The 25,459-nt window shown below is 39.8% G+C and carries 24 protein-coding genes and 1 rRNA gene; 18 read left to right on the forward strand and 7 right to left on the reverse strand.

All coding sequences use genetic code 11. From position 1 onward, the window contains the following. The first annotated feature begins 8 nt into the window (after positions 1-8). Genes ribD through G529_RS0107770 form a run of 4 tightly spaced genes read left to right on the forward strand, consistent with a single transcriptional unit; the run spans position 9 to position 3,142 of the window. Positions 9-1,058 carry a bifunctional diaminohydroxyphosphoribosylaminopyrimidine deaminase/5-amino-6-(5-phosphoribosylamino)uracil reductase RibD gene (gene ribD / locus G529_RS0107755; RefSeq protein WP_026914993.1) on the forward strand — a complete coding sequence of 350 codons (1,050 nt, stop codon included), beginning with the start codon at positions 9-11 and terminating at the stop codon, positions 1,056-1,058. Next, a complete protein-coding gene (locus tag G529_RS0107760) occupies positions 1,051-1,659 on the forward strand; it encodes an HAD family hydrolase (RefSeq protein WP_026914994.1) in 609 nt (202 codons plus the stop codon). The genes ribD and G529_RS0107760 overlap by 8 nt, the downstream gene beginning before the upstream one ends. Beyond that, complete coding sequence (locus G529_RS0107765) at positions 1,656-2,528, forward strand: EamA family transporter (RefSeq protein WP_026914995.1); 873 nt, start codon at positions 1,656-1,658, stop codon at positions 2,526-2,528. The genes G529_RS0107760 and G529_RS0107765 overlap by 4 nt, the downstream gene beginning before the upstream one ends. Further along, on the forward strand, positions 2,525-3,142 hold the full coding sequence (locus G529_RS0107770; RefSeq protein ID WP_026914996.1) for an IMPACT family protein: 618 nt from the start codon (positions 2,525-2,527) through the stop codon (positions 3,140-3,142). Before G529_RS0107765 ends, G529_RS0107770 begins: the two co-directional genes overlap by 4 nt. Here the strand turns inward: G529_RS0107770 and G529_RS0107775 are convergent. Further along, positions 3,136-3,534, reverse strand: a complete 399-nt coding sequence (locus G529_RS0107775) for an acyl-CoA thioesterase (RefSeq protein WP_026914997.1) — start codon at positions 3,532-3,534, stop codon at positions 3,136-3,138. The genes G529_RS0107770 and G529_RS0107775 overlap by 7 nt on opposite strands. A gap of 205 nt (positions 3,535-3,739) precedes the next feature. Between G529_RS0107775 and dnaA the strand changes: the two genes are divergently transcribed. The 3 genes from dnaA to G529_RS0107790 are packed head-to-tail and all read left to right on the forward strand — an operon-like array spanning position 3,740 to position 6,372. Then, positions 3,740-5,167: a chromosomal replication initiator protein DnaA gene (gene dnaA, locus G529_RS0107780; RefSeq protein WP_026914998.1), complete on the forward strand. Its 1,428-nt coding sequence runs from the start codon at positions 3,740-3,742 to the stop codon at positions 5,165-5,167. A 12-nt stretch (positions 5,168-5,179) separates the two neighbouring features. Then, complete coding sequence (locus G529_RS0107785; RefSeq protein WP_026914999.1) at positions 5,180-5,647, forward strand: low molecular weight protein-tyrosine-phosphatase; 468 nt, start codon at positions 5,180-5,182, stop codon at positions 5,645-5,647. Next, positions 5,644-6,372, forward strand: a complete 729-nt coding sequence (locus G529_RS0107790; RefSeq protein WP_026915000.1) for an SAM-dependent methyltransferase — start codon at positions 5,644-5,646, stop codon at positions 6,370-6,372. The genes G529_RS0107785 and G529_RS0107790 overlap by 4 nt, the downstream gene beginning before the upstream one ends. A gap of 1 nt (position 6,373) precedes the next feature. On the opposite strand, the gene G529_RS0107795 is transcribed toward G529_RS0107790, so the two are convergent. From G529_RS0107795 to dapF, 4 genes are all read right to left on the reverse strand, one after another. After that, positions 6,374-7,045 (reverse strand): hypothetical protein, encoded by a 672-nt coding sequence (locus G529_RS0107795; RefSeq protein ID WP_026915001.1) that lies wholly within the window; start codon positions 7,043-7,045, stop codon positions 6,374-6,376. A 195-nt stretch (positions 7,046-7,240) separates the two neighbouring features. After that, positions 7,241-8,284, reverse strand: a complete 1,044-nt coding sequence (gene mltG, locus G529_RS0107800; RefSeq protein WP_026915002.1) for an endolytic transglycosylase MltG — start codon at positions 8,282-8,284, stop codon at positions 7,241-7,243. Continuing rightward, the gene (locus G529_RS0107805; protein WP_026915003.1) at positions 8,274-8,804 is read right to left on the reverse strand and encodes a GNAT family N-acetyltransferase; all 531 of its coding nucleotides are present in this window, start codon (positions 8,802-8,804) and stop codon (positions 8,274-8,276) included. Before G529_RS0107805 ends, mltG begins: the two co-directional genes overlap by 11 nt. Continuing rightward, positions 8,798-9,586 carry a diaminopimelate epimerase gene (dapF, locus tag G529_RS0107810; RefSeq protein WP_026915004.1) on the reverse strand — a complete coding sequence of 263 codons (789 nt, stop codon included), beginning with the start codon at positions 9,584-9,586 and terminating at the stop codon, positions 8,798-8,800. The genes G529_RS0107805 and dapF overlap by 7 nt, the downstream gene beginning before the upstream one ends. Positions 9,587-9,718: 132 nt before the next feature. Here dapF and G529_RS0107815 point away from each other — a divergent pair, with 132 nt between their 5' ends. The 7 genes from G529_RS0107815 to G529_RS0107845 all read left to right on the forward strand — a co-directional run bounded on the left by G529_RS0107815 (position 9,719) and on the right by G529_RS0107845 (position 19,052). Then, positions 9,719-11,119, forward strand: a complete 1,401-nt coding sequence (locus G529_RS0107815) for a trypsin-like peptidase domain-containing protein (RefSeq protein ID WP_026915005.1) — start codon at positions 9,719-9,721, stop codon at positions 11,117-11,119. A 121-nt stretch (positions 11,120-11,240) separates the two neighbouring features. Then, positions 11,241-12,689 (forward strand): glyceraldehyde-3-phosphate dehydrogenase, encoded by a 1,449-nt coding sequence (locus G529_RS0107820; RefSeq protein ID WP_026915006.1) that lies wholly within the window; start codon positions 11,241-11,243, stop codon positions 12,687-12,689. Positions 12,690-12,891: 202 nt separating this feature from the next. Beyond that, positions 12,892-13,488 (forward strand): hypothetical protein, encoded by a 597-nt coding sequence (locus G529_RS0107825; protein WP_035695787.1) that lies wholly within the window; start codon positions 12,892-12,894, stop codon positions 13,486-13,488. 21 nt (positions 13,489-13,509) lie between these two features. Beyond that, on the forward strand, positions 13,510-14,190 hold the full coding sequence (gene trmD, locus G529_RS0107830) for a tRNA (guanosine(37)-N1)-methyltransferase TrmD (protein WP_026915008.1): 681 nt from the start codon (positions 13,510-13,512) through the stop codon (positions 14,188-14,190). A gap of 117 nt (positions 14,191-14,307) precedes the next feature. Then, on the forward strand, positions 14,308-14,661 hold the full coding sequence (rplS, locus tag G529_RS0107835) for a 50S ribosomal protein L19 (RefSeq protein ID WP_026915009.1): 354 nt from the start codon (positions 14,308-14,310) through the stop codon (positions 14,659-14,661). 235 nt (positions 14,662-14,896) lie between these two features. Beyond that, complete coding sequence (locus G529_RS0107840) at positions 14,897-16,294, forward strand: S8 family peptidase (RefSeq protein ID WP_026915010.1); 1,398 nt, start codon at positions 14,897-14,899, stop codon at positions 16,292-16,294. 529 nt (positions 16,295-16,823) lie between these two features. Beyond that, entirely contained in the window at positions 16,824-19,052 is a 2,229-nt protein-coding gene (locus G529_RS0107845) for an NADP-dependent isocitrate dehydrogenase (RefSeq protein ID WP_026915011.1), read from the forward strand. Positions 19,053-19,097: 45 nt separating this feature from the next. On the opposite strand, the gene G529_RS0107850 is transcribed toward G529_RS0107845, so the two are convergent. Next, positions 19,098-19,712 (reverse strand): DEAD/DEAH box helicase, encoded by a 615-nt coding sequence (locus G529_RS0107850; RefSeq protein ID WP_026915012.1) that lies wholly within the window; start codon positions 19,710-19,712, stop codon positions 19,098-19,100. Between the two features lie 176 nt (positions 19,713-19,888). Here G529_RS0107850 and G529_RS0107855 point away from each other — a divergent pair, with 176 nt between their 5' ends. The 4 genes from G529_RS0107855 to G529_RS0107870 all read left to right on the forward strand — a co-directional run bounded on the left by G529_RS0107855 (position 19,889) and on the right by G529_RS0107870 (position 24,564). Continuing rightward, complete coding sequence (locus tag G529_RS0107855) at positions 19,889-21,115, forward strand: multidrug effflux MFS transporter (RefSeq protein ID WP_026915013.1); 1,227 nt, start codon at positions 19,889-19,891, stop codon at positions 21,113-21,115. 88 nt (positions 21,116-21,203) lie between these two features. Then, on the forward strand, positions 21,204-23,525 hold the full coding sequence (locus G529_RS0107860) for a TonB-dependent receptor (protein WP_051201390.1): 2,322 nt from the start codon (positions 21,204-21,206) through the stop codon (positions 23,523-23,525). 2 nt (positions 23,526-23,527) lie between these two features. Next, entirely contained in the window at positions 23,528-24,337 is an 810-nt protein-coding gene (locus tag G529_RS0107865) for a DUF4249 domain-containing protein (RefSeq protein WP_026915015.1), read from the forward strand. After that, complete coding sequence (locus tag G529_RS0107870; protein ID WP_026915016.1) at positions 24,337-24,564, forward strand: DUF6095 family protein; 228 nt, start codon at positions 24,337-24,339, stop codon at positions 24,562-24,564. Before G529_RS0107865 ends, G529_RS0107870 begins: the two co-directional genes overlap by 1 nt. A 607-nt stretch (positions 24,565-25,171) precedes the next feature. Here G529_RS0107870 and rrf read toward each other — a convergent pair. Next, positions 25,172-25,281: ribosomal RNA gene (rrf, locus tag G529_RS0107875) — 5S ribosomal RNA — on the reverse strand. Between the last annotated feature and the right edge of the window lie 178 nt (positions 25,282-25,459).

A 25,459-nucleotide genomic window follows, 5' to 3' on the forward strand; every position in this document is an offset into this window, starting at 1 on the left:
TTTGTGCTGTGAATATACACGAAAAATACATTAAACGCTGTATAGAACTGGCTGAAAACGGGCTTGGAAACACCTATCCCAATCCTCTGGTGGGCAGCGTCATTGTTCATGATAACAGGATCATTGGCGAAGGCTGGCATCAAAAAGCCGGCGAAGCTCATGCTGAAGTGAATGCGATCAATTCAGTTAAGGATCAACAGCTTTTAAAAGAAGCCACCATCTATGTTAGTTTGGAGCCTTGCAGCCATTTTGGAAAGACCCCTCCATGCAGTGATCTCATTATTGATAAAGGAATTCCCAGGGTAGTAATTGGCACGATGGACCCATTTGCAAAAGTCGCTGGCCGCGGAATTAAAAAATTACTGGAGGCTGGAAAAGAAGTTCAGGTTGGAATTCTTGAAGAGCAGTGTACCGCTTTGAACAGGCGTTTTTTCTCGTTTCACAGAAAGAAAAGACCTTATATCATTTTAAAATGGGCCCAGACCCGGGACCTTTTTCTTGCTCCAAAAACTAAAGGTACCAATAGACCGGTCTGGATTTCCAATCGCTATAGCAAACAGCTGGTTCATAAATGGCGCAGTGAAGAAGCTGGTATCCTGGTTGGAACGGGAACGGCCCTCGCAGATAATCCCCGACTGGATATTAGAAACTGGACTGGAAATGCACCCGTAAGGCTAGTGATCGACAGGGAAATTAAACTTTCCAAAGAGCTCGCGCTATTCGATCGTACAATCAAAACCATCGTTCTAAACAAACAATTGAACGATAAGGAACATTTAAATCTCCAATACCAGAAGATTGAATTTTCAGAAAATATTGCCGGAGAAATTTGCAGAATTTGCCATGAACAGGAAATCCAATCACTTATCATTGAGGGTGGCGAGAATATTTTACAGCAGTTCATATCTTCAAATCTCTGGGATGAGGCACGGGTATTTACAGGTGACAACCGCTTCGGTAATGGTGTTAAAGCGCCGGTTTTAGATTTACAACCTGTTTCTACTCGCCAAATTGAGACAGATCTTTTAGAAACTTTCAGAAATAAACATCATGATTAAGACCATCATAATTGATTTTGGAGATGTATTTATCAATCTAGATAAAACGGCCACTCAGCAAAATCTTAAACGAATGCAGATTGAAGATCTGCCGGAACATATCCATAGTCGCAACCGGGATTATGAACAGGGCTTTGTAACTTCAGATGAAATATCCAATATTTATCGTACTGAATTTCCGCAGCTACAACACACAGAATTCTTAAATTCCTGGAATTCGATTTTGCTTGACTTCCCAAAATATAGACTTGAATTTCTTCAGAAATTGAAAAACAAGGAAGATTACCAACTCATCCTGCTAAGCAACACCAACCAGAATCATATAGAAAACATACAATCCAGAGTTCCATTCTACGAGGATTTTAAAAGCTGTTTTGATGCGTTTTACCTCTCTCATGAGATAGGAATGCGTAAACCGGATGTGGAGATATTCGAATTTATCCTTAGACAGCATGAACTTCGTGCAGAGGAGTGTTTATTTATAGATGATACGCCAGAGAATACCAAAGCGGCGGCATCACTGGGAATGCATGTATGGACACTGGAACCTACACGCGAAGACGTGATTGACCTATTCACCGCTAAAAAAGAGTTATTTTGATCTACCTGCTTCTAAGTGTTCTCTCTTCAACCATCATTTTTATAGTATTTCGGCTTTATAAAAAGTATGAAGTCAATACACTTCAGGCGATCGTGATCAATTATTTTATCGCCTGTACGGTAGGATATTTTGGATTTATCAACGGCTCTGAGATCAGCACCGTTCCTTCTGAAAAGTGGTTCCCCGGAGCCTTAATGCTTGGGGTCTTATTTATTACCGTTTTCAACCTTGCAGCTATCACGACCCAGAAAAGCGGACTCTCAGTCGTTGCGGTTGCCACTAAAATGTCGGTCGCCATACCAGTATTCTGCGGAATTTTTCTTTATAATGAAAGCACCGGCATCCTGAAGATCGCCGGGATCTTACTTGCCCTGGTGGCAGTTTACCTTACCTCTATCAAAACAAAGGATGGCATTAGTATCAAATGGCAGAATCTAATTTTTCCATTGCTGGTCTTTCTTGGTAGCGGAATCATTGATACCAGTTTAAAATATCTTGAAACCAGTTATGTCTCGAAAACTGATGTAGGCCTCTTTAGTTCAACCATCTTTGCGACGGCTGGATTTCTGGGTGTTCTGGTCATGCTATACCAGGCTATACGCGGCCAGCTAAAACTTCAGCTCAAAAATCTATTGGGAGGCATAGCACTCGGAGTCCCGAATTATTTTTCAATTTACTTTCTGGTGCTGGCGCTACGCAGTGAAGGTTATGAAAGCTCCACCATATTTACGATGAACCATGTAAGTATTGTCGCTCTTTCCACCATTGTAGGTATCGTCCTGTTCAAGGAACGATTGATCAGGAAAAACTGGATAGGACTTATCCTGGCGATCATTAGCATCATTCTTGTAGCCAACTCTGCCATATGAAGGATACGTATCAAACTATTACTAAAGCCTCGCCGGAAGTTCTATTCAAGGATCGGAATTCTAAATTTTACGGGTATGCCTTTCCCATCAAAACTGAAGAAGATGCGGCAACACACCTGGAAGAATTACGTGCAGCCCATCACAAAGCAAGACACTGGTGCTATGCCTGGCAAACCGGAAAGGCAGAGGAAGATCACCATTATCGCGCGAACGATGATGGTGAGCCATCCAACTCGGCGGGAATGCCCATTTATGGCCAGATTCAAAGTTTTGATGTCACCAATATTCTTATTGTGGTGGTAAGATACTTTGGCGGTGTAAAGCTGGGGGTTGGCGGACTCATCAACGCTTATAAGACTACGGCACAAATGGCACTGGAATCTTCAAACATCATCAAGCGAACCATCGATGAGATTTTTGTCATCAAGTTCGACTATCCTGAAATGAATAAGGTCATGCAGGTGATTAAAAAAAACAACCTGAATGTTATTGATCAAAAACTGGAACTGGATTGTAAAATTTATATAGCCGTTAGAAAAAGTGACGTGGAGAGTATTTTTTCAAAGTTCGATAATACTTATAAAGTTGAAATTTCAGGTCTTGAAGATCAATAACCAAGTGCCTCCAACATGTATTTTGGACACCTAACCGGCTTTCTGGATTTTGCATCCATAAATACCAGTACAGTGTAGCCTGAGGTAACCAAATTTCCCTGTTCATTATACAGAGAATAGTCAAAGATGATTTTAACATTTGGCTGCTCGCGAAGGCGTGTTTTTATCCTGATTTTTTCATCGAAAGTAACCGGTTTGTGATATTTTAAATTTAATTCGAATACCGGCAACATTATCCCTTCCTCTTCCATACTTTTGTAGGAGATACCAAGTGTGTCAAGCCAGTTAAGTCTAGCAATTTCAAGGTATTGCGGATAAATGCTATGATGTACCACACCCATTTGATCGGTTTCGGCATATCGTACTTTAACAAAAGTTTCGTGTGATTTCATGTGATTTTTGTCGCCTTTCCCAGAAAGGTTTTTTATATTCAGGCTCAGAATCAAGTATGCGATATTTTTTCTTAAAATTCAACCCTAAATTGGTTTTTTTATTAGATAATTTGTTCACATATTTGCTCTGCTCAAGTTGGAGATCTGTATCCTTCAAAAGCCACTTTAGAACTTTCTAGTAACCAAAAATAACGTCTAACTAATAATGTCAAAAACTGCGCAATCGGTTTGGAATAACTGTCTGTCTTTTATTCAGGATAACATTACCCCTCAAGCTTACAAAACCTGGTTTGAACCTATCCAAGCAGTGAAACTAACAGATTGTGCCCTGAGCATCCAGGTGCCATCCAAATTTTTCTATGAATGGCTGGAAGAACATTATGTGAAGTTATTAAAGGTATCCCTTACCCGTGAATTGGGAGATAAAGCTAAGTTGGTCTATGTGATCAAAATGGAGAACACTTACGGTAACAAACTTCCCTTTACAGAGAAGATCCCAAGTACCCAGAGATCGCAAATGGCTTCTCAGGAAGTTGATGTCCCTGTAAAGAATAAAAGCCCGGAACTTAAAAATCCTTTTATAATTCCTGGAATTCGTAATGTGAAGATCGAGTCACAGTTGAATCCTAATTATAACTTTGATAATTTCCTGGAAGGCGAATCGAACAGACTTGCGCGTTCCGCCGGACTCGCTGTGGCAAACAAACCAGGAGGAACTTCCTTTAATCCGCTATTGATTTTTGGCGGGGTGGGACTTGGAAAAACACATCTGGCTCATGCCATAGGTGTCGAGATAAAGGATAAATATCCTGAAAAGACGGTTTTATATATTTCTGCGGAAAAATTCACTCAACAGTACATCGAGTCGGTTAAAAAGAATAATCGTAATGACTTTATTCATTTTTACCAGATCATTGATGTCCTGGTAGTTGATGATATTCAGTTATTATCGGGAAAAGCGGGTACACAGGATGTTTTCTTTCATATTTTCAATCACCTGCACCAGAATGGAAAACAGGTTATTTTAACCAGTGATAAGGCGCCTGTAGACATGCAGGATATTGAACAGCGCCTCTTGTCAAGATTTAAATGGGGATTATCTGCTGAACTTCAGAACCCGGATTTTGAGACTCGGGTTTCTATCATCAAAAACAAACTATATCGAGATGGTGTGGAGATGCCTGAAGATATCGTAGAATTCCTGGCAAATAACATAAAAACCAATATCAGGGAGCTGGAAGGCGCTATCATTTCCTTAATCGCACACTCCTCTTTTAACAAGAAAGATATTACTCTGGAACTCGCTAAAAAGATTGTGGATAACTATGTGAAGAATACCAAGCGAGAGGTTTCCATAGACTATATTCAGAAGGTTGTAAGCGACTACTTTCAAATGGATGTGGATACCTTACAATCCAAAACCAGAAAACGTCATATCGTACAGGCCAGACAGCTCGCGATGTTCTTCGCGAAGAAGTTTACCAAAGCTTCCCTGGCAAGTATTGGATCTCAAATTGGAAGCAGGGATCATGCTACCGTATTGCATGCCTGCAAAACCGTGGATAACCTTGCTGCGACAGACAAACAATTCAAAAAATTCGTTGAGGACCTCAACAAAAAGCTGACTCTATAAATTTCAAATTTTATGAAAACCAGGGTATTAATGGTGTGTCTAGGAAATATCTGTAGATCGCCGCTGGCCGAGGGTATTCTTAAATCCAAAGTTGATCCTGAGAAGGTCTTCGTAGACTCCGCAGGAACCGGTGACTGGCACGTAGATTCGGAACCAGACCGAAGATCCATCGCGATAGCGAGTAAAAATGGTCTTGATATTTCTCAGCAAAGAGGACGGCAATTCAGCAAAAAAGATTTTCAGGATTTCGATCACATTTATGTGATGGATAATTCTAATTTCAGGGATGTGATCGCTATGGCAGAAACCGATGAGCAACGCCAGAAGGTTCACTTGATCCTTGAGGAAATATTTCCTTCAGAAAATGTAGATGTTCCAGACCCATACCATGGTGGTGACCAGGGTTTTGAAAATGTATATATGATGCTGAATGAGGCGACAGATGAATTGAAAAGAAAAATTGAATCTGGAGAATTATGAGTTCCAAGACTCCAACAACAGGTAGATTGTATCTCATCCCTGTAGGCCTTGGCAATTCAGATGCACAAAAGGTCTTTCCCGGAATCAATGCTGAAGTCATCTCGAACATTGATGACTTTATCGTAGAAAATGAAAAGACAGCAAGACGATTTATAAAAGAATTACTTCCCGAAAAATCGCAACCTGCACTTAGGCTTTCCGCATTGAATAAGTTCACTGAAGCTTCTCAAATACCAACATTTCTGGACGCCGCAAAGTCTGGCAAGGATATGGGACTAATGAGTGAAGCCGGATGCCCCGGTGTGGCAGATCCAGGTGCCGAGATTGTAAGACTGGCCCATGAAGCCAACATACAGGTGGTTCCTATGGTTGGTCCAAGCTCCATCCTATTAGCGATGATGGCGAGCGGAATGAATGGCCAGAGCTTTACTTTTCATGGCTATCTTCCTATAGATAAAAAAGAAAGGAAAAATGAGCTTAAAAATTTGGAAAGAATTTCAGCTGAAAGGAACCAGGCTCAGATATTTATCGAAACTCCGTACAGAAACAACAAGTTTCTCGAAGATCTTATCCAAATATTGCAGCCAACTACAAGGATTTGTGTCGCCTGTGATCTTACCTTAAGTACCGAATTTATTAAAACAGCAACTGCGGCCGATTGGAAAAATATAAAAGCCGACCTCCATAAGAGACCGGCTATTTTTATAATTCAAAAGGATCTATAGTCTAAGATTCGTCCAGAGCATCAAAATTCACTCTGGCGTTTTTAGTAGTGTTTATAAAAGAAGTATCGTACCCGCCAAAACGCTTCATATAAGTCTTAATTGTAGTTCCAAAGGCATCACTGAAGGCCTGTGCTCCCCAACTGCGTAAATATTTCTTTACACTTCCAGGTCCCGCTAAATGTGCAGCAGCAAGAATACCAGATTCAGTTACGATAACCCCATTTATATTCTTACCCACAAATCGTTTGATATCACGCTGAAGTATCCATTTGTTCCTGGACGCATTCGCATAAAAAGCGGCTTCCTGCAAGGCTGGTGAATTGAGAAAACCTACGGTATCGTAAACTCCAACCAATTCCAAGGTACCTTTTCCAAACTGGTACTTACCCAAATATCCGAATTCATTAATAGATTTGTAATTTCCCCGGGACTCTTTGAATGCCAGCGCCTCTTTAAAACCAACGTATGATTTACCAAGAAAAGGTGAAGTGGTTGAAAGTTGAAATTCAGGTTCGATTTCATCGCGTACGTCTGGAACAGTGTAATCAAGTTCCAGATTGTAAGTTGAGTAATCTTCTAAATCAAGATTTGCAGCTTTTTTCGTTGAAAAACTAAAAAAAATAGAGCCTGCTGCAAGAGGCAAGATTGAAAATTTTGCAATTTTCTTTCTCATTACATGTGTTTTTGAGAAGTTAATGGCGGTTCAGATTTCTGAGTTACACCCTCCTCATATTCGCGGCGCAAATGTACGACATTTTTTAAAAAACTGACTTACAGCATGTTAAAGATATTATAAACTATCTACAACATTAACCTTAGTATAACTTCCTGTCATTTAATAAGTTACAAAATTCACAAAATATGGTCATTATCTTTTTATTCCCTGCCGGTTGATCCAGCGAACGTATTCCTGCTTATTTCGGTTATGCTGAGCAAGATTTTTAGCGAATTTATGGTATCCAAAGTTCTCTACATTTGCCACAAAGTAGAAGTATTCATGATCTTCATAGTTTAAGACGGCATTGATCGACGAAATGTCGGGCATCCAGATGGGGCCCGGTGGCAATGTGGAGTACCTGTAAGTATTGTATGGTGAATCTATTTCCAGGTCTTTGTAGAGTACCCGTTTAATAATCGTATCGAAATTCTGAGTTTTTCTTTTGATCGCATAAATGACGGTGGGATCTGCATCTAGTTTCCAGCCATTCTTAAACCTGTTCATATATACCCCGGCTACTCTGGGTCGTTCATCGACTTTAGCTGTCTCTTTCTGAACGATGGATGCAATGGTGATTACTTCAGATGGTGTCAGGCCAATCTCTTCAGCCTTTGCAAGTTTTTCAGTGGTCCAGAAGCGGTCATATTCTTTTTTCATACGCTGCTGAAATTCTTCCGCAGAAGTATTCCAGTAAAACTCATACTGGTTTGGAATATACATTCCTAGGGCAGTATTCTCATCGAAGTCATTTTCAGCAAGAAATTCTTTATCATTAAAAGCCTTCAGCAACTCGATGCTATCTGCTTCGATTTGTTGCGATATGCGTCCTGCCAGGTCCTCCAGACGCTCCTGGTTGTTGAAAATTACTCGTACCGGATTATTACCTACTCTTAACCTGTTTACAAGGTCATTATTATTCATCCCCTTTTCAATAGTATATCTTCCCGGTCTAACTTTGGAAGCGTAGCCTTTTTTCTCTGCGACAAGCTTAAAGGATTGTTCGTCTTTCAGGTAAGGTTTCAATGTATCCAGAACCGACTGGAAAGTGGCTCCCGTCGGGATGTATACTACTCTCTCTGAGTTATCCAGTTCAATATTTGAAGTGAAGATACTATTGTATATATAGTAACTAAAAATACCTGCGCCAATCAAACCCAGAATTGCAACCGCAAGAATTATCTTTTTAATGTACATCGTTGATCAATTGGTAGAGTAATTCATCTTTATATTCCCCATTGTGCAGGCTCCATTCCTTTTTCAAGCCTACTTTTCGAAAACCATTCTTCTCGAAAACTTTTTTACTGTCCTCATTTCCTTCAGTCACATTGGCATATACCTGGTGTAGTCCCAGATGCGTAAAACAAAAGTCACATAGCAGGGCAAGACTTTCTCTTCCATAACCTTTCTTACGATCTTTTGGATCTGCGATTAAAATGCCGATTGCCGCTCGCTGATGCTGAATATCAAGATCAAAAACATCAATTAGCCCTACTGCTCTTCCACGTTTGGTACTAATTACCAGCCGTAACTGTTTGATGTCGTAAATATCACGATGAGCATTCTCTATATACTGTCGAATTAAAAACTTTGAATACGGAGTTTGAGTCGCGCTTACTTCCCAGAATGCTTCGTTGTTCTCGATCTCATGAACAAAATCCAGATCTTCAGGCTCCAATGCTCTCAGAAATATTTTTTTCCCTTGTAGCGTTAACATACGATATTACCTTTAAAAACCTGAACCGCCGGCCCGATTAACCAAATATTTTCAAATCCTCTAGCTGTTTTCACAAAGCTCACCTTTAAAGAACCTCCCGGGGTCTCAATCTGAACCTCCCTGCTTTTGATCCTGCCCGTCTCATACGCTGCAATTGCCACTGCGGTTACACCAGTTCCACAGGAGAAGGTTTCATCCTCAACACCGCGTTCATAGGTTCGAACCTTCAGTAGCTCATCGTCCATTTGCTGAACAAAATTTACGTTGGTTCCGTTGTTGCCTTTGTACATTTCAGAATAGCGAATTTCTGCGCCATTTGTCTTTACATCTTCAGAAGCTATATTATTTACAAACAACACATGATGAGGTGAACCAGTATCCAGATAACTAAATTCTTCCTGCAGTTTGATATTAGTGACATTCTGCATTTTTAAACTTACTATGTCATTGTTGATGGTAGCTTCATGCGGGCCATCGATTGCTGTAAAGCGAGCGGTTTGCTGAACGATTCCCAGGAAATTTGCGAAGGCGACTAAACAACGTCCACCGTTCCCACACATACTACTGGGATTTCCATCTGCATTAAAATACACCATTTTAAAGTCATCATCAGCGATATCGGGTTTTTCAAGAAGGATGAGTCCGTCACCTCCAATTCCAAACCGTCTGTCACACAAACGTTGGATCAATTTGGTATTATTTTTGGATACTTTATGATCGCGGTTATCGATCATGACAAAATCGTTTCCAGTGCCCTGATATTTATAGAATTCTAGATTCATTTCTTCGTTTTCAAGAGGCGCGAATATACGATTTTGAACAGAAACCATAGCCTGTTAAATGGTCGTTAAAAGTCGCAACTTGAATACTAAGTTGGAAAAATTATAGGTTAAATCATCAAATAACATCCGAAAATGAGAAAAACAGCAAATTTAATTCTGGCCTCTGCCCTTGGTGGCGCAATGACCCTGGGAAGTTATAAGTTATTTGTGGAAGATCAAGTTTCTACAACACACGTAGAGGATACTACTGTAGCAGAAAATTTTCTTCCGGTCAGCAACACACCTAACTACGGTACGAATGTAGATTTTACAGATGCTGCGGAAAAGACCATACATGCCGTGGTACACGTAAAAAATGTGGCCGTTTTTAAGGGAGGCCCAAGAAGTATTTGGGAATACAATCCTTACGGCACTGAAGGTGGTCGCGCCCTACAGGGTGCTGGATCAGGGGTGATTATAACTCCTGATGGCTATATTGTGACCAACAACCATGTTATCAAAGGAGCCAGCGAAATAGAAGTCACCTTAAATAATAACAAGACATATACGGCTGAAGTCATTGGTAGCGATCCAACCTTTGACATAGCCCTCATTAAAGTTGAACCGGAAGAAGAGCTGGATTACATTCCTTTCGGGAATTCTGATAATGCTGAAATTGGTGAATGGGTACTGGCAGTTGGAAATCCATTTAATTTAAAATCGACCGTCACTGCCGGAATTGTTAGTGCAAAAGCGAGAGATCTTAACGTTTATGACAGCTCACCACAGTCCTTTATACAAACAGATGCGGCCATCAATCCTGGAAACAGCGGTGGAGCCCTTGTAAATATTAATGGTGAATTAATTGGAATCAATACTGCGATCACCTCTCCCAGCGGCAGTTACATAGGGTATGCGTTTGCCGTCCCCTCTAACAATGCCAGAAAAATAGTAGAAGATATTATGGAGTATGGAGATGTTCAAAAAGGGATTCTTGGTATTCGAGGAGGAACTATTAATGAACAGATCTCCAATGATCGCAACCTGAATATTTCTCAAGGCGTGATTGTTGGCGCAGTGACACCTGGTAGCGGTGCAGAAAAATCTGGAATCCAGGAGTTCGACGTGATCAGGAAGATAGACAATATCACGATTGCCAAATTTTCAGATCTTACCGGTTACATCAATTCCAAGAGACCTGGAGATATCGTCAAGGTACAATTATTAAGAGACGGTGAAACCAGGACTGTGGATATCGAGCTTACCAAGCTTGAAACATTTTCCATTCCAACGCTAGGATTTGAAGTTGCAAATACAACCAAAGAAGAGCTGAAAAAATACAATGCACCCAATGGCGTTCGAATTAGCAGAATGCTAACAAACGATTTACCATCTTCAGAATTGATTGGCGGAATCATTTCTGAAATCAATAATAAGAAGGTAAATTCCATTGGAGATGTGGAACAGATCATGGAAAACAGGATAAAGTCCAATCCTATCGTGGTGACATATCACAATAGTAAAGGCGAAAAACAGCGTATGATCTGGAGATAACTCATATTAGAATCTAATAAAAAAGCACTTCAAAATTGAAGGGCTTTTTTTATATCAAAAACCTTTACGAAAACGTTTGAAATATATACTTTTGCCGGAAAATATAACATCACAACACAAAATGGACTTTAATAAAGTTTACGAAAAAGAACTTTCATTCCAGGCAGATCGTCGCAAAGCTACGGTTGAATTCATCAACATCGTTAGCGACCTTTGGTATGACAAATCGATCGAACTCGTTTTATTCAGAAATCAGCTAATCAACAAAAATGTAAGCGATATTCTGGACCTTCATGAATATGCAGGGGAATTTGTAGGCAAACCTATATCTATATTCGATTCAGTAGAAATTGCGAAGGCTATCCAGGGTTTGAACTTGCCACCTGCAAAACTGGATATTGGAAAACTTACTTACGAATATCATCTTGATGGTCAAACTCACAATAATGCGATGGCCTTTGTGAATAGTAAGCTGAGTGATGCGAAATTAAATGAGATCTTAACTCCTAAAGATGTCGTGCTTTATGGCTTCGGAAGAATTGGTAGACTGGTAGCTCGTGAATTAATGACCAGAACCGGAAAAGGAAATCAGCTCAGACTTCGGGCGATCGTGACCAGAGGTAAAGTGGATCAAAGTGTTTTGGAGAAACGTGCTTCGTTATTGAAGAGTGACTCTGTTCATGGACCCTTTAGTGGAACTGTAAATGTGGACGTTGAAAATTCAGCATTGATCATTAACGGAACTACCGTTCATATGATTTCAGCAAACCAACCTGAAGATATCGATTATACCAGGTACGGAATTGACCATGCTCTGGTGATCGACAATACTGGTGCTTTTAGAGATAAGGAAGCTCTTGCCAGACATTTAAGTTCTAAAGGAGCTGCCAAAGTTCTTCTAACTGCTCCAGGAAAAGGAATTCCAAATATTGTACATGGTGTAAACCAGAAGGAACATGATCCAGATCAGGTTGATATTTTCTCCGCTGCATCCTGTACCACCAATGCCATCACCCCTGTTCTAAAAGCAGTTCAGGATTCTTTTGGAGTAGTTCATGGTCACCTTGAAACCATTCATGCATATACGAATGACCAGAATCTCGTGGATAACATGCATAGCAAATATCGTCGTGGAAGAGCTGCGGGGCTAAATATGGTGATTACTGAAACTGGAGCAGGAAAAGCAGTTTCTAAAGCATTGCCTGTTTTTGAAGGAAAACTGACTTCAAATGCGATTAGAGTACCTGTGCCGAATGGTTCACTTGCGATCCTGAATCTTGAGGTTGAGAAGCAAACCAGCCTCGAGGAAGTTAATTCTATTCTGAAAAAATACGCTCTGGAAGGCGAACTTGTTGAGCAGATACAGTATTCTGTAGATAATGAGCTGGTATCTTCAGATATTATTGGTTCTTCTGCGCCAGCTATCTATGATAGCAACGCTACTATTGTCTCTGCAGATGGAAAAAATGTGATCTTATATATATGGTATGATAACGAATATGGCTACAGCCACCAGGTTATCAGGCTGGCTAAGTATATTGCTAAAGTTAGAAGATTCACCTATTACTAGATTCTTCAAATTTTTAAACAATTTGACCCTGCCATTGGCAGGGTTTTTTTATTTTTGCGGCGGTTTAAATCAAATAATAAACTGACTCAAAAGAATTTAAAAGCACAAATAGGCGAATTTCTGTCCGAAAATCTGAAATATACTAACTCTATTTTTCGCCCGTTGAAGTGTATTAACCCAAACAATTTCAATTACCAAAAAGATGAGTAACAAAATTTACATTGTAGCTGCTTTTGTTATTGCTAGTGTATTTCAGATGAATGCCCAGACAGACAGCCTTCAAACAGACACCCCAATTCAGGATGAGTTTACCAGCCTGATCAAGGAATCCAATAATTACCAGGGTTATAAGGTAGTGGATTATGATAAACTTATAGAACTTAGAAATACCACCAGAAGTTATATTACCGAACTAAAAGAAGAGATCGTTGTTCAAAAGAATACGGTAGATCAACAAAACGATGAAATCCAGCAGTTAAAAGCAGATTTGGATTCTACACAACAGGAATTGCAAAGAGTTACTGAAGAGAAGGATGCTTTAATGTTTTTAGGAATGCCATTTTCAAAAGGTGGCTACAAAGCTATGATGTGGGGAATCGTGGGAGCATTGGTAGTAATTCTTCTTATCATATTCTTTAGATATAAAAGTTCACACGCGGCCACCAAAGATGCTCAGCAGAAGCTAGATGAAACTGAAAAGGAATTCGACACTTACAGAAGTAAAGCCCTGGAAAAGGAACAGCGCCTTGGTAGAATGCTGCAGGACGAAAGAAATAAGTCCAATAACCCGAACACCTAAAAAACATTCCGATTTTCAGAAATGCGTATTGATATCATCACCGTCGTACCAGATATTTTAAAAAGTCCATTCGAGGCTTCTATACTGGAGCGAGCAATTAAGAAAGGTCTCGTAGAAATCCATATTCATAATTTGAGAGATTATGTTAGTGATAATTATAAGCAAATTGATGATTATCAATTTGGCGGTGGTGCAGGAATGGTGATGATGATCGAACCAATTGACAAATGCATTTCAAAACTCAAATCTGAGCGTGATTACCAAGAAGTGATCTATATGACTCCAGACGGTGAAAGATTGGAGCAGAAAACGGCAAACAGTTTATCGCTTCATGAAAATCTTATCATTTTATGCGGCCACTATAAAGGAGTTGATCAACGGGTAAGAGATCATTTTATCACGAAGGAACTAAGTATTGGCGATTACGTATTGTCTGGTGGAGAATTAGGTGCGGCGGTTTTATGTGATTCGATCATACGATTGATTCCAGGTGTGCTGGGTAATGAAACTTCTGCATTGACAGATTCTTTTCAGGATGACCTGCTCGCTCCTCCGGTTTATACCAGGCCTGCAGAGTACAAGGGCTGGAAAGTTCCCGAGATCCTTACCAGCGGAAATTTTCCGAAGATAGAAGCATGGCGTGAAGACCAGGCTTATAAACGCACAAAAGCACTGCGACCTGATCTTTTGAAGGAAGATTAATTTTTTCAAATTCAGGCTTGTAGAATAATATTATTTAATTAATTTTGCACTCATTCTAAAATAACCTCTGGCGAGAAACGTGCATGTTGTTTTTGAAGTTACTTTAAACAATAAGAAATGGAATCGTTAGTAAAATTTGTTCAGGACGAATTCGTAACAAAAAAAGATCTACCTGAATTTTCAGCAGGAGATACAATCACTGTTTATTACGAAATTACAGAGGGTCAGAAAACAAGAACACAGTTCTTTAGAGGTGTTGTTATCCAGTTGAGAGGAACAGGATCATCTCAAACGTTCACAATTAGAAAGATGAGTGGAACTGTTGGTGTGGAAAGAATTTTCCCAATCAACCTTCCGGCGATTCAGAAAATCGAGATCAACAAGAAAGGTAAAGTTAGAAGAGCTAGAATTTTCTACTTTAGAGAACTTACTGGTAAGAAAGCTCGTATCAAAGAAGCTATCAGAAGATAATTCTTTCTTTTGCAGATATTTGAAAGCCCCGGTTCTTCCGGGGCTTTTTTTTGTTTAATATCTCACATTTAATCCTAATCAGGAATGTTAATTTGCTATCGGATAACTAGCAGTTAAGAGCTCATTACGTGGTATTATTAACTCTTTTAGAATTCGGCTGCTAATTTAACAATTAACGTTTTATTAACTGCAGTTTTACACCTACTTTCCAAAAAAATTAAAACAAAACGTAATTATGAAAAGAACAATTACCAGTGTATGGAAGTTAATGGGCTTGATGTTATTTGCCGGTGCCACCCTCGTTTCTTGTGACAAGGATCAAGATGGATTTGAAGAAGCTGAAGTTGTTTCTGCTGAACTTGCTGAACCTTCTTTCACAAATTACCTGGTCATTAGTAAAGAAGATGAAGCCTCCAAAAAAGCTGCACTAAATTTTCTGAAGAATGCCGAGAACATTAGTATTGTTAGAACGCTTCCTGAAATTGGGATGACGGTTATCAATACTAAAGATGCTTCTCTTTTGACAAAAGCAAGAGAACAAAATCTTACAGTAATCCCAGATTATGAAATTAAATGGATTCCAACTGCAAATGCTACTGAAGCTAGTTTAGCAAAGGGTGAATACTTTTATGAAGTAGGATACATGTGGGGAATAGACGCTGTTAGCGCACCAGCCGCATGGGATCTTGGTTTTACTGGAAAAGGCGCAAGCGTTTATGTGCTGGATTCAGGAATTGATCCAGATCATTTTGATCTCGCTCCCAACGTAAATACTGACCTTTCAATTTCTTTTATTGCTAATGAAAGTTATGTTGTGAGTGACGATATAGGATTTAACCATGGAACGCATGTTGCTGGAACTATTGCAGCTGCAGATACTGATTATGGTATCATTGGTGTCGCTCCGGAAGCTGAACTGGTAGCTGTAAAAGTTTTAAGCGAAAGAACTGGTAGCGGACCATTTAGTTCGATCAATGCCGGGCTTAAATACGCTGGAGATATGGGAGCAGATGTTGTAAATATGAGTCTGGGTGCTACTTTCAGAAAAAATGGATGGCTAACTGATGCAGATGGAAATGATTATCATATACCTGCAGTATATATTCGTGACATTATTGCTGCACAACAAAGAGCTGTGAACTATGCAGTTTCTAGAGGAACTACTGTAATTGCTTCAGCGGGTAACGACGGGCAGAATTATGATGGTCTTAGTTCATACATCAAATTACCTGGCGGTCTAAACAACGTGGTAACTGTTAGTGCTACTGCACCTCAAGCGTATTATCCAGGTCTTCCAAATCAAAACTTTGATATTCCTTCCAGCTATACCACTCATGGTAGATCTTTAGTTGACGTTGCTGCTCCAGGTGGGGATTTTGATGGACCTAGCTATGGTCTTGATGGAATTCTAAGTGCTGGTAATAACAATGGTTTTTATTTTAGCTCTGGTACCAGTATGGCTGCTCCGCACGTTTCTGGCGTTGCTGCTTTGATTATTGCGAAGAATGGAAAAATGTCACCAAAAGAAGTTCAGCGACAACTTGAAAATTCTGCTGACAAGGTTGATGGTAATGGAAAAAGTGTATTCCTGGGACAGGGAAGAGTTAATGCTCTACGCGCAGTAACAGAATAATTGATTCTACTTACAAAAAAGCCCCGGTTCTTCCGGGGCTTTTTTTATGGATAATACTTTTACAATCAAAAAGTTAAAGTCTTTTCAGAATAGATTTAAATTAGTTAACTTTAGGAAAGAGATTTGAAATGACAAAAGGATTTTTAAATCTTGCAGGAAGTAGGTAATAATGTACTTCCAGAATTTGAAATTTTCTATATAACATGAATGTTTTGTTCACCAAAACCAGTTTGAAAGATTTCAACTTCGGTCATACCTTCTTCTGGAAGTTATGATTTTCCTGAAACAATGTTGATTCGATTGAGTTTTAGCTTGGTTTAAAAATGGATCAATTGTAGTTTCTGAAGCCATTTCATTTTAATTATAAGATGAAATGGCTTTTTTTGTGCTCCAAATTAAGATTCCTTAACAGCTCATCAACTATTGACTTCTAGGAAAAAAGAGCGAAAATCTGTATATTGCGCGTATGACGATGCCCTGGAATGTTCCAGGGTTTTCTTTGAACTTATTGCAATCAAAAACAAAATAAATGTCTCAGAAAGAAAAAATTATTTATACCAAAACCGATGAAGCTCCAATGTTGGCAACTTACTCTTTCCTGCCAATCGTTGAAGCGTTTACCAAAGCAGCAGGCGTAAGTCTCGAAACTCGTGACATCTCCCTAGCTGGAAGAATATTATCTCAATTTCCAGATTTTCTGAAGGAAGATCAAAAGGTAGCTGATGATCTTGCAGAACTTGGGGAACTGGCAAAAAAGCCGGAGGCTAATATTATCAAGCTTCCTAATATCAGTGCCTCAGTTCCTCAATTGAAAAATGCCATTTCAGAACTGCAATCCAAAGGTTTTGCTATTCCAGACTACCCGGATGAGGCAAATAGTACTGAAGAAAAGGATATCAAAGCCAGATATGATAAAGTAAAAGGTAGTGCGGTAAATCCAGTACTAAGAGAAGGAAATTCCGACAGACGTGCTCCCAAAGCCGTTAAAAATTTTGCTAAGAAGAATCCGCACCGCATGGGCGAATGGAGTTCAGACTCTAAAACTCACGTGGCAACTATGAGTGAAGGTGATTTTAGATCCAATGAACGCTCTGTTACCTTATCCAAGGATGATACGCTTAAAATCGAATTTACATCTGAAGATGGAACGCAAAAAACTCTGAAAGAGGGATTAAAAGTCTTGAATGGTGAAGTGATCGATGCTACCAAAATGAGTAAAAAAGCTCTGCTGGAGTTTCTTCGTGAGCAGGTGAAAGACGCGAAGGAAAAAGGTGTGCTTTTTTCGCTTCACATGAAAGCTACCATGATGAAAGTGTCTGACCCTATTATTTTTGGTCATGCGGTCAAAGTTTTCTTTGAGGATGTATTCGACAAGTATGGAGCTGAACTTGAGAAAGCTGGTGCAGATGTTACCAGTGGATTGGGAGATGTTCTTCAGGCTGTTGAAAACCTTCCTAAAGAAAAGCAGGAAGAGATCAACGCAGCAATCGCTAAAGATCTAAAAGATGGTCCGGATATCGCCATGGTAAATTCAGATGAAGGGATTACCAATCTTCACGTTCCTAGTGATGTGATCATTGATGCATCCATGCCAGCCATGATAAGAACAAGCGGCCAGATGTGGAATAAGGAAGGTAAAACTCAGGACACCAAAGCAGTGATACCAGATAGTTCATATGCCGGACTGTACCAGGCTACTATAGATTTCTGCAAGGAACATGGTGCTTTTGATCCTACGACCATGGGAACCGTTCCCAATGTTGGTTTAATGGCTCAGAAAGCCGAAGAGTATGGATCTCACGACAAAACTTTCGAGATTTCAGGTAAGGGTAGCGTAAAAGTTATCAATGCTGCGGGAGAAACTATTCTTGAGCATGATGTTGAAGAAGGTGATATCTGGAGAATGTGCCAGGTTAAGGACGCTCCGGTTCAGGACTGGATCAAACTTGCCATTTCAAGAGCTAGAGCAACCGGAATGCCAGCAGTTTTCTGGTTAGATGAAAACAGAGCGCATGATGCTGAACTTATCAAGAAAGTAAATACATATCTTCCAAACCACGACACTGATGGTTTAGAGATCAAAATCATGGCGCCTACTGAAGCTACTAAATATACACTTGAGAGAGTTAAAGCTGGAAAGGACACAATATCGGTTACTGGAAATGTACTTCGAGATTATTTAACCGACCTCTTCCCTATTCTGGAACTTGGAACCAGTGCGAAAATGCTTTCTATAGTGCCTTTAATGAATGGTGGCGGACTTTTTGAAACCGGTGCCGGTGGATCTGCTCCAAAACACGTTCAGCAATTTGTAAAAGAAGGTCACCTGCGCTGGGATTCTCTTGGAGAGTTTCTAGCGCTTGCGGTTTCTCTGGAGCATCTTGGTGAAAAATACAATAACTCGAAAGCCTTAACTCTTGCTGAAGCACTGGATGATGCGACAGAGAGATTCCTTAATGAGGGTAGATCTCCGTCTCGTAAGGTGAATGAGCTTGATAACCGTGGAAGTCACTTTTACCTTGCTTTATACTGGGCAGAAGCACTCTCTACGCAAACCAGCAATAAAGACCTGAATGTTTACTTCGGAAAAGTTGCAGGTATGATGAAAGAGCATAAAGATCAAATCCTCAAAGACCTTATCGATGCACAGGGACAGCCTGTAGATATTGGAGGTTATTATGAACCAAATGAGGAAATGACCAAGAAAGCAATGCGTCCAAGTGATAAACTAAATGAGATCCTGGCGACTGAAGTATAAGAAACCAGATCTTAATTTTTAAGCCTCGTCATAGACGGGGCTTTTTTATTTCATTTTGATAATCTGAGCCCGATCCATAAATTGTTCCTGCAAACGCTCCATTTTGGGCTCCATGCTTTCTCCAAAAACCAGGTACTGGCATTTCGATATGCTCAAAGGAATTCTAAGAATATGGTTTAAATGACCACCGCGTGAAATAAATTCAGCATCTTCAATAACAAACATTTTAAGTTGCCCAAGGTGTATCCCTGTCATGGAAAACAATTTGCTTAATCTCTGAGGAGTGGCGATCACAATATCTACTCCGTAATAGATCGCATCTTTTTGATCATCAATATTCTGTTCATCGTATGCTGAATAAACTCTAAGATCTGTCTCAGAAGTAAAATCTCTGAACTTTTCTTCCAGAGCCAAAGCAGCCTCCTTGTCTTTTACAAAAATCAAAGCTCTGGGTGAATCTTCAAAGGCTTCCGCATTTAGTTGCTGAATGACACTAATAATAAGCGCCGTGGTTTTACCGCTGTTCCTTGGTGCGATCAAATAAAGATCTGCACCACTTTTTATTTTGGGTAATGCCTTTTTCTGAAAAGCGTTGGCAGATTCAAAACCCATTTCCTCTAAAGTAGATTTAAGGACAGGCTTGAGTTTTTTAAAAGACATACAATAATATTTTATAAGTTCAGGATCTGTATATAACAATGACAAATTTCGACATTTTGATCAGATAGTCAGTCAAGAATGTAAAAAGCTTTGATCTACTACAGCAATCCATTTAATCTTTCGTTAAAGCTTCCCGGAAATTAGAAAAGGCTAGCCACTTTACTGAAATTTGCATAATGCAGAAAATTTCAGAAGAGCGAAACAAAAAGCAGGAGTATATCATCCTCCTCGTTTTAGGTACTCTTATCGCGCTAGGACCTTTTTCTATCGATGCTTATCTTCCTGGTTTCGAAAGTATAGCTGAGGATTTTGATACTACGATCAGCCAGATTGGGTTAACTCTTACCAGTTATTTTATTGGGATCTCCCTGGGGCAGTTGGCCTATGGTCCTATTATGGACAAATTTGGCAGAAAAAGACCATTGCTTATTGGCCTGGCTATTTATTTTCTTGCGGCTTTGAGCTGTATGTACTCCCCAAATTTAACCTGGCTCATTGTATCCCGTTTCTTTCTGGCCCTGGGAGCAGCTGGTGGAATGGTGGCGGCCAAAGCCATAGTTCGGGATGTTTTCCCGGTGAATGAAGTGGCCGGTGCGATCTCTGTACTTATGTTGATCATGGGTGGAGCGCCAATTATCGCACCTACTGTAGGTAGTTTCATCATAGACGCGATGGGTTGGGAAATGATCTTCCTGTTCCTGGCTGTCTTTAGTGCTTTGATGATCCTGAGCGTTACTAAACTGCTTCCGGAGAGTAAGACACCCGATAAAAAAGTGAATCTTAGACCCAAACAGGTGGCGATTAATTATTTTCAGATCCTTACCCACCATAAATTCTGGAGTTTTTCGATGGCTGGAAGTTTTGCCATTGGAGCCATGTTCGCATATATTTCAGGAGCGCCTAAATTATTCATGGAAAATTTTGATCTTACACAAAAGGAATTTGGAATCCTGTTTGGTATCAATGCGGCAGGTCTTATCCTTGGAAGCCAGATCAACCGACTATTCCTCAAAAAATATACTCCTTTCCAGATTACAATATTTAATAGTGTGATCCTTTTAGTACTCTCTGCGTTATTTCTATTGAATACGCTTGCAGGATTTGGATTGATGATCACAGCCATTTTGCTTTTTTTAATGCTATTCTTACTGGGGTTCCAAAATCCAAATACCACAGCATTATCTTTAGAACCCTTTGAGGCCAAGGCCGGCAGAGCTTCAGCACTTATAGGCAGTCTAAAAATGATTCTTGGCGCACTTACATCTTTCGCCATCAGTCAGTTTCATACAAGCAGCACAGTACCTCTGGCCATTATTCTCCTGGTATGTTTCGCCATTAGTTTTGCGCTCTTATTTCAATTTTCAAACCGGGAGAAAAAGGCGTTAAAGTTCAGTGAAGTATAATTTTTTGATTTCCATGGTATAGTCTATTTTTATTGAAAAATTGAAATTGCGACTTTTAAGTTTTCTACTCCTGGTCATTCTGCCAGTCATGACCAATGCACAGGAATACACTCTTAGCGGCAGGGTTATCGATAACAGCAGTAATGAGACCCTTATTGGGGTTAATCTTATCTTTCCAGACCTGTCAACCGGCGTGGTGACGAATGATTATGGCTATTATTCCATCAAACTACCACCTGGAAAGCACAGGGTCATTCTTACTTACATTGGTTACGCGAATGCTGAGGAAGAGGTGAACATTTCAGAAAACATGCAACAAAACTTCCAACTTTCAGAAGCATCTGAAAGCCTGGACGAGGTAGTCATTACAAGCGACATTGAAGCCCTGAACATCAAAAAGCCGGAGATGAGTGTCAACCGACTCTCCATTGGAACCATTAAAAAGATTCCTGTTGTGTTTGGAGAGGTTGATGTGGTAAGAAGCCTTTTGCTATTACCAGGAGTTTCCAATGCGGGCGAGGGCTCATCTGGTTTCAACGTTCGTGGAGGCGCAGTAGATCAAAATCTTATATTACTGGACGAGGCAACAATTTATAATTCCTCACATCTTTTCGGACTTTTTTCTGTGTTCAATCCTGATGCTATCAAGGATTTAAAATTATACAAAGGCGGTATTCCTGCGGAATATGGTGGCCGGGTTTCTTCGGTTTTGGATATATATCAACGAGATGGAAATAGCCGCGAATTCAAAATGCAGGGAGGAATAGGTGCAATTTCCAGTAGGCTTCTGGCCGAAGGTCCTATAGTTAAAGATAAAGGAAGTTTTCTGGTGGGTGCTAGAAGTTCCTACGCTCATCTATTTCTAAAATTGACCGATAATGATAATTCAGCTTATTTCTATGACCTGAATACTAAACTGAGTTATGAGCTCGATGAAAGCAACAAGCTGCTTTTGAGCGGATATTTTGGCAGGGATGTATTCAATATTAGTCAGAATTTTGAAAATACTTACGGGAACGCCGTATTGAACCTGAGATGGAACCATGTTTTTTCAGATAACATTTTCACGAATCTTTCTGCCATATACAGCGATTATTATTACGGACTCAACCTGAATTTTGTTGGATTTAACTGGGACAGTGGCATAAGAAATCTTAATCTCAAATATGACTTCAACCATTACATTTCAGAAGATTTCGCCTTGAAATATGGTATACACAACACCTATTATAAGTTCAATCCCGGTGAAATAGCACCTATTGATGAATCTTCGGGAATAAATTATTTCAAGCTGAATGACAGGTATGCTCTTGAAAATGCCCTCTATATTTCTGCTGAACATAAATTTTCAGAGAAACTTTCCGCAGAATATGGAGCTCGGCTGAGTAACTTTTTCAGGCTGGGCCAGGACGATTTTAATACATACGTAAATGATGAACCAGTTGCGTACAATCCCAGAAACGGTGTGTACAGTGAAGCCGATATTTTGGAGAGTAGAAATGTTTCCCGTGGTAAATCACTGGAAAGTTTTACCAACCTTGAACCAAGACTGGCCATAGCCTATAACTTTGCTGAAGATCAATCTCTCAAAGTTTCTTACAACCGTATGGCCCAATATTTACATTTAATTTCCAATACCAGCAGCCCTACTCCACTGGATGTATGGACGCCGAGTGGTCCTTATATAAAACCACAGCTACTAGACCAATATGCTATTGGATATTTCAGAAATTTTGAGAATGGAGACTACAGCCTGGAAGTTGAAAGTTTTTACAAAGACATTCGTAATCGCATAGACTATATTGATGGAGCGAATCTTATTGCCAACAATGCAATAGAGCGAGTAGTTCTTAATGGTGAAGCGCGAGCTTATGGTCTGGAGTTATTACTGCGAAAGAACGAAGGTCGATTTACCGGATGGCTGGCTTATACCCTATCCAGATCTGAGCAGAGAACACCGGGTAGAAATTCACAGGAATCGGGAATTAACAATGGTAACTGGTATAAAACTAACTTTGATAAGCCGCACGACCTAACAATCACGGCTAGTTATGATCTAAACGAGAACTGGGATCTGAATGCCAATTTCATTTACCAGACCGGACTGGCTACAACCTTTCCCACTGCTCAGTATGAATATGAGGGCGTTAATATTCCGGTATATGGAGTGCGAAATGAAGATAGACTTCCGTCATATCATCGCTTGGACCTTTCTGCGACCTACTATCCTAAGAAAAACAGGGGTCGAAAACTGCAAAGCTCATGGAACTTCGGAATTTACAATGCGTACAATCGACAGAACGCATATTCTATTTCATTTCGTGAAAATATGGATACAGGAAGAAACGAAGCAGTAAGACTCACGCTCTTTGGTATCATACCGTCGGTAACCTATAATTTTAAATTTTAGAAATGAGAATTTGTAAGTCATTTTTGATCATTTTTATTGTTCTGGGATTTATCTCGTGTGAGGAAGTCGTTGATATCGATTTGGAGAATTCGGAGCCTCGGTTGGTGGTGGAAGCGTCTATCCTCTGGATCAAAGGAACTAACGGCAATCGTCAGGAAATCAGATTAAGTACAACAAGTCCTTTCTATGAAGAAGAAATTCAGCCAGTCACAAATGCTTCTATAATTATTACTTCTGAAGATGGGGATAGTTATGTTTTTATACATGAACAGGACGGCATTTATACTAACGAGGAATTCCAACCTGTACTTGACCTGGAATACGAATTGGAACTTGTTCATGACAACCAGGTGTATTCTGCTACGGAAAGTTTTGAGTCGGTTGCTGGCATAGATTACATCGAACAATTGAATGGAGGAGGTTTTGCCGGCGATGAGATTGAACTCAAAGCTTTTTATACCGATCCTGCAGAAGAAGAGAACTACTACCTCTTTAAGTTTACAGACGAGAATGTATTCCTAGAGCTGTATGAAGATGAGTTCACGAATGGGAACCAGATCTTCGGATATTTTTCGAATGAAGATATCGAACAGGGAGATGTGGTAGGAATACAGATGCAAGGTATTAGCAGAGAGTATTATGATTATCTGTTTATATTAAGATCACAGATAGGAACGAACCAGGGAGGTCCTTTTGAAACTATGCCCGCGGTGGTAAAAGGAAACATTATCAATGAAACCAATTTGGACAACTTTCCATTGGGATATTTCAGGCTTTCTGAAGTAGATTCGAGGACTTATACAGTTGAATAATGAAAAATACAGACAGAAAAACCTTATCTAAGGGAATAAAGTATTTAGCCGGTTCTTTACCACTGGTCATGATAGGACCTTCGGTGTTATATAATGCTTTTCATAATCAGGACCACCCCTGGTATATTCCAGTGCTGGTCTTTGGCATTATCGCGACCTTTGCAGCGATCTTTTTAATGTTTAAGGGTATTATGACGATGGTAAATTCCTTCTTCGGAAAACGCTAGGTTCAATTATCAAGATGCTTTGAGGAGTCTAAGACTATTTTAGTTAAAAAACACACTAAGCAGAAATTCGCTATGGGCAACGAAGCCTGAAATATTCACCATTTAGAGTAGTTTGGGATTTAGATTGAAATATAATTTAGGTAATACATTATATCAATTCCTCAGGATCATGAATTCTACAAGAGTATAGAACTACAGTTAGGTATCCAACTTGGCTGAAATCTTATTGTAATTCCTGGAACAACTATAATATTTATCGATTCATCATCGTAACTTGTTCTTACCAGCATATACCCCCTTCTACATACTTGCCAATGAGTTTAATCATGGCCGATAGAGAATACTCGTGACGAGTAGAGCCGCGCTATAAACAGACTGAAATCACGGCTAAGGTAATAGTTGAGAAAAGAATTCAGATTGAAAACCTTCTCAATTATTATAGTGATAACTATTATCACTTAAACGGATTCAGATGGGAGAATGTTTCAAAGCTATGAAATAAGAATCGTAGTACTTGATGGAAGGGAATCATGACTTTACAATCATGGTTTGCTTCACATTATTGCATAAAAAAACCCTTCATCGGTTTGATGAAGGGTTTCTAAGAAGAAGGCGGCGACATACTCTCCCACAATACAGCAGTACCATCTGCGCTAACGGGCTTAACTACTCTGTTCGGGATGGGAAGAGGTGAGCCCCGTTGCTATAGCCACCTTAAAAGGTAAGTTATAAGCCTCGAGCTTAAAACTGTTCTAATTGCTTAGAACTAATATCGTTGACATGATTAAAGAAACAAAAAAGTTACAAGTACCTGTACTACTCTTATAAAATAAGCATTTGGCGGCTCTGAGGTTTTGCGGCCTCAGAGCCATCGCGCATCAAGCTTTACGGATTA

It is taken from the genome of Christiangramia portivictoriae DSM 23547 (assembly GCF_000423045.1).
Taxonomy (GTDB): domain Bacteria; phylum Bacteroidota; class Bacteroidia; order Flavobacteriales; family Flavobacteriaceae; genus Christiangramia; species Christiangramia portivictoriae.